This is a genomic window from Halanaerobium sp., from assembly GCF_003070835.1.
Genome location: NZ_QBLR01000312.1, coordinates 1 through 3,859, shown reverse-complemented (window position 1 = coordinate 3,859; position 3,859 = coordinate 1). Strand labels below are relative to the sequence as shown.

Below are 3,859 nucleotides of genomic sequence, written 5' to 3'. Positions count from 1 at the left end.
TTCACAGTTCTAAAACTTATGAAAATTATTTGATCAAAATTGACCAGGAAAATATCAGTTTTGATACCCCTCGACAGGGAGATAAATTTAAAATTGGAGCAATCGAAATCCATTTTCTGCATCCAGATCAAAGTCTTAATCAATACAATTTAAATAATTCTTCACTGGTTTTCGTCTTAAATTATGGGCAGCAAAGATTCTTATTTACAGGAGATATTGAAAAGGAAGTAGAAAAAGAACTGTTAGCAGAAAATCCTAATTTAAAAGCAGATATAATTAAGGTTCCTCATCACGGCAGTGATACCTCAAGCTCAACAGCCTGGGTAAAAAGTTTAGAACCAAAAACTGCAGTAATTCAAGTTGGTGGTGATAACAGTTATGGTCATCCTAAATCAAAAATAATTAAACTATACCAAACTGAAGCCGCCAATGTATTTAGAAATGATTTAAATGGAAACATTGTAATTACAGCTGATGGTAGAAATCATACCGTAAAAATAGATAGAAGTTCAAACAATATTATGGCTGGGGCAGAACTTGATTCAAAAAATAATAATACTTCAAAAACAGAAACATCATTAATCAATATTAATTCAGCTGAAGCGGCTGTTTTAGATAAACTCTGGGGAATTGGACCAGCAACAGCTGAGAAAATCATCAAATATCGAAATGAACATGGTCCGTTTGAAAAACTGGAAGAAATCAAAAAGGTTAATAGTATTGATGATTATAAATTTGAGCGCTGGCAGGACAAAATAACTATCAATTAATTTATTTGGATGGTAAAAATCACTAATGTTGAGTAATTAGAAAAATTAATCTAGATATTAATAACTACTAAATTGAAAGGATGATCTAATGAAAGCAACAATTGATAAAATTGAGAACGGAAAAGCAAGACTTTTAATTCGCCCCCAGGAAAAAGAAGATTTTTTTCTACCTCTATCTGAGCTTCCAGAAGCTGCAGAAGAAGGAAGCATCTTAGAAATTAATTTCAAATTAAAAGAAGACGAAAAAAAAGCTGCCGAAAAGAGAGTCGGCAGTCTTTTAGATAAGTTAAAAAAGAAAAATAGCTGATATTGATATGATACTTCCAAAATAGGCAGTCTAATTAAAATAGACTATATATTTGGAAGTATTTTTTACATCTAAAAATTTTAGGACACCTAGTCTTCTAACAATTCAAAAACTTCTTTAATAACTCGATAAGGTTTAGTTAGTAACCTTTTTGAAAAAGAAAATAAAAACTTAGAGCCATCTTCTTTTATACCCTGATTTAATTTTAAAGGCTCTTTCAAAATATGCTCAACTGTTTCCATTGTATACAATTCAAGCAATTCTTTTTTATCAATTCCAGAGACTCGATCACACTTTTTACATTTAATACTTTTTATTTCATCATCCAAATAAATCACTACATGTTCTGTCTCTTCATCACATTTAACGCAATGCAAATAAGTTTCTACTTTTTCCATGATTTTCATTCTCCTTTATGAATCTTTTAAGCTAGGTGTAAATCATTACTATTAAAAGTATTATCACTCAATTTACCAGACTTTTAATAATTTATATTATCTCTAACCAATAAGTTCAATAAAATCTGATAAATACCTTTAATTTATTATCCTATAATAACTATTTTACATCTGCGTTCACGAGCTCTTGTGCGATCAAAATCAACAAAATAAACATAACCAGTTGTTCCTACACCTAACTCACCATTATCTACTTCAAATGTTTCGCTGGAACCAATTAAAGTTGATTTCAAATGCGCATCTCCATTAAATAAAGCAGTTCGATCACCATTAGGCAAATAAGCCTCTGCATTTGGCCATGATTCTACAGCCTGATAATGTTCTTCACCTGGGTAAAGGTATTGCTCTTTTGAATCATGATCAGGAATAATCTTTTTTAATACATTATTTAAATCAACCTGAAGAAACTCATTACCATTTTCATCTTTATCATGTGCAAATTCTTCAAAAAATACAGAACAAGTTGTATGTGGTGAAATAACTGTACAAATCCCTTCTTTAATATTGCTATCTTTAATTGCCTTTTTTACTTCAGGTGTAATATCAAAAAATGTTGCATGTCCTTCATCTGAATTTAATGTAATTTGTTTTTTATAAACACTCATATTTATCATCCTCCAATAACATCTTTATATGAAAATAGGCTCAATATTATTTAATTTCTTTTTCAGCTTTCACAACTGCTTGTATCATCTCTTCTAATTTTTTAGCCTTATCTGGAGCTTCCATAATACCACTTGTTGCTCCAGTTCCATCTGCTCCGTGAACTATTGTATTATAAACATCTTCTCCATTACTAATACCCGAGGCCTGCATAACTAGAATGCTTTCATCAATTTCTTTAATTTTTGTAGTTGTTTCAATTATATAGTCAAAACTACTTGTTTGACCCGTTCCAATTAATTCTGTCGGCTCACACAATAGAATATCTGGTCCTAGTTTGGCAATGGCTAAAGCTTCTTCTAAAGAATCTGCACAAACAACCGTAATGATATCCAGCTCTTTAGCTTTTTTTATGGTTTTGACTAAAGTATTTAGCTTTAAAGATTGTTCGGCATGATTTAAAAATACTGCTTTAGCTCCTACTGCTTTTAAAGATTCCGGTAAAACATGGCCCATTCCACGTCCAGGACTTAAAGGATCCATATGTTGTGCTGTTACTATTATATTCTCAGTATTATCATTAATTTTAGCTAAATCAGCATAAGGGGCTGTGAAGAAAGTTTCTACTCCATATTTTTCAGCAAAATCATCTGCCGCTTTAGCCAAATCTAAACACTCTTCTCCATAAAGATAAGATTTAGGGTTGCAAATAAAGAATGGTGTGCCTATTTCTTTCATTATATTATTCCTCCTTAATAAAATTGGTTCTACTATTGGTTCTTGAATTTACTTGTATGAAACACCCCATAATAATGTTCCAAACATTTTTTCATTCCATTTATTTGTGCATTTCTCAATTCATAGTAGTCATTCGTTTTAACTTTTTGAACTTCATCATAGGCTGCAGTTACTAAATCTGTATAGATATTAATCTTGTTTATGCCTTCTAAGGCGCATTTTTCCAAATTTTCATCACCCGATGATGAACCTCCATGAAGGACTAATGGTGTTTCAACTGCTTTACTTATTTCTTTTAATCGGTTAAAATCTATAACAGGTTCTCCCTTATAAGCACCATGTGCTGTCCCAATAGAAATAGCTAAAGAGTCAACATTTGTGGCTTGGATAAATCTATTTGCATCTTCAACAGTAGTATATATACTATCACTATCATCTTTACTATTATATTCTTCTCCACCACCTACATGCCCAATCTCAGCTTCAACTACTACTCCTCTAAGATGAGCATATTCTACAATTTCTTTTGTTTTTTCAACATTTTTATCAAAGCTTTCCATTGAGGCATCAATCATTACTGATTTAAATCCCTGGTCAATAGCCTTAAATATTAAATCTTTAGTTGTGCCATGATCTAAATGTAAAACTGCTGGAATGTTTGCCTTTTCACCATAATACTTGCCCAGCATTAATGCCTCTTCAAAAGATAAATATTCTTTATGGACCTCAGCATAAGCTAAAATTACAGGCAAATCTAATTTTTCTGCTACTTCTACATAAGCTTTTATAGAATTTTGATCTGTAAAGTTAGGAGCTGGAATTGCAAATTTCCTTTTTCTCGCTTTTTTAAATAGTTCTTTTGATGATACTAACAATCTAAATCATCTCCTTATAAGTTATTTCATTTTACTTATCCTGAAAAACTCTTTTCTGCAGCTGCCATAACTCATAAATTACCGAGTCTTTATCTAACTCTACCATAT

6 protein-coding genes are annotated in these 3,859 nt (G+C 31.2%); 2 read left to right on the top strand and 4 right to left on the bottom strand.

Annotation, left to right across the window (positions count from 1 at the left end; all coding sequences use genetic code 11):
* Nucleotides 1-770 (top strand): helix-hairpin-helix domain-containing protein (locus tag CI949_RS18070; RefSeq protein ID WP_290768956.1); only part of this gene is annotated, 770 nt, incomplete at its 5' end.
* An 88-nt stretch (nucleotides 771-858) separates the two neighbouring features.
* The gene (locus tag CI949_RS18065; protein ID WP_290768953.1) at nucleotides 859-1,077 is read left to right on the top strand and encodes a DUF3006 domain-containing protein; all 219 of its coding nucleotides are present in this window, start codon (nucleotides 859-861) and stop codon (nucleotides 1,075-1,077) included.
* 89 nt (nucleotides 1,078-1,166) lie between these two features.
* On the opposite strand, the gene CI949_RS18060 is transcribed toward CI949_RS18065, so the two are convergent.
* The 4 genes from CI949_RS18060 to CI949_RS18045 form a co-directional block, all read right to left on the bottom strand.
* A complete protein-coding gene (locus CI949_RS18060) occupies nucleotides 1,167-1,475 on the bottom strand; it encodes a hypothetical protein (RefSeq protein ID WP_290768950.1) in 309 nt (102 codons plus the stop codon).
* A 146-nt stretch (nucleotides 1,476-1,621) separates the two neighbouring features.
* Complete coding sequence (locus tag CI949_RS18055; protein WP_290768947.1) at nucleotides 1,622-2,140, bottom strand: YjbQ family protein; 519 nt, start codon at nucleotides 2,138-2,140, stop codon at nucleotides 1,622-1,624.
* A 46-nt stretch (nucleotides 2,141-2,186) separates the two neighbouring features.
* On the bottom strand, nucleotides 2,187-2,876 hold the full coding sequence (locus CI949_RS18050; RefSeq protein WP_290768945.1) for a triose-phosphate isomerase: 690 nt from the start codon (nucleotides 2,874-2,876) through the stop codon (nucleotides 2,187-2,189).
* Between the two features lie 32 nt (nucleotides 2,877-2,908).
* Nucleotides 2,909-3,751 carry a class II fructose-bisphosphate aldolase gene (locus CI949_RS18045; RefSeq protein ID WP_290768942.1) on the bottom strand — a complete coding sequence of 281 codons (843 nt, stop codon included), beginning with the start codon at nucleotides 3,749-3,751 and terminating at the stop codon, nucleotides 2,909-2,911.
* Nucleotides 3,752-3,859: the final 108 nt, after the last annotated feature.

Bases quoted from the DNA above. Each gene is read 5' to 3' on its own strand.
- CI949_RS18065 (WP_290768953.1), top strand. From the start codon at position 859: ATGAAAGCAACAATTGATAAAATTGAGAACGGAAAAGCAAGACTTTTA.
- CI949_RS18060 (WP_290768950.1), bottom strand. From the start codon at position 1,475: ATGGAAAAAGTAGAAACTTATTTGCATTGCGTTAAATGTGATGAAGAG.
- CI949_RS18055 (WP_290768947.1), bottom strand. From the start codon at position 2,140: ATGAGTGTTTATAAAAAACAAATTACATTAAATTCAGATGAAGGACAT.
- CI949_RS18050 (WP_290768945.1), bottom strand. From the start codon at position 2,876: ATGAAAGAAATAGGCACACCATTCTTTATTTGCAACCCTAAATCTTAT.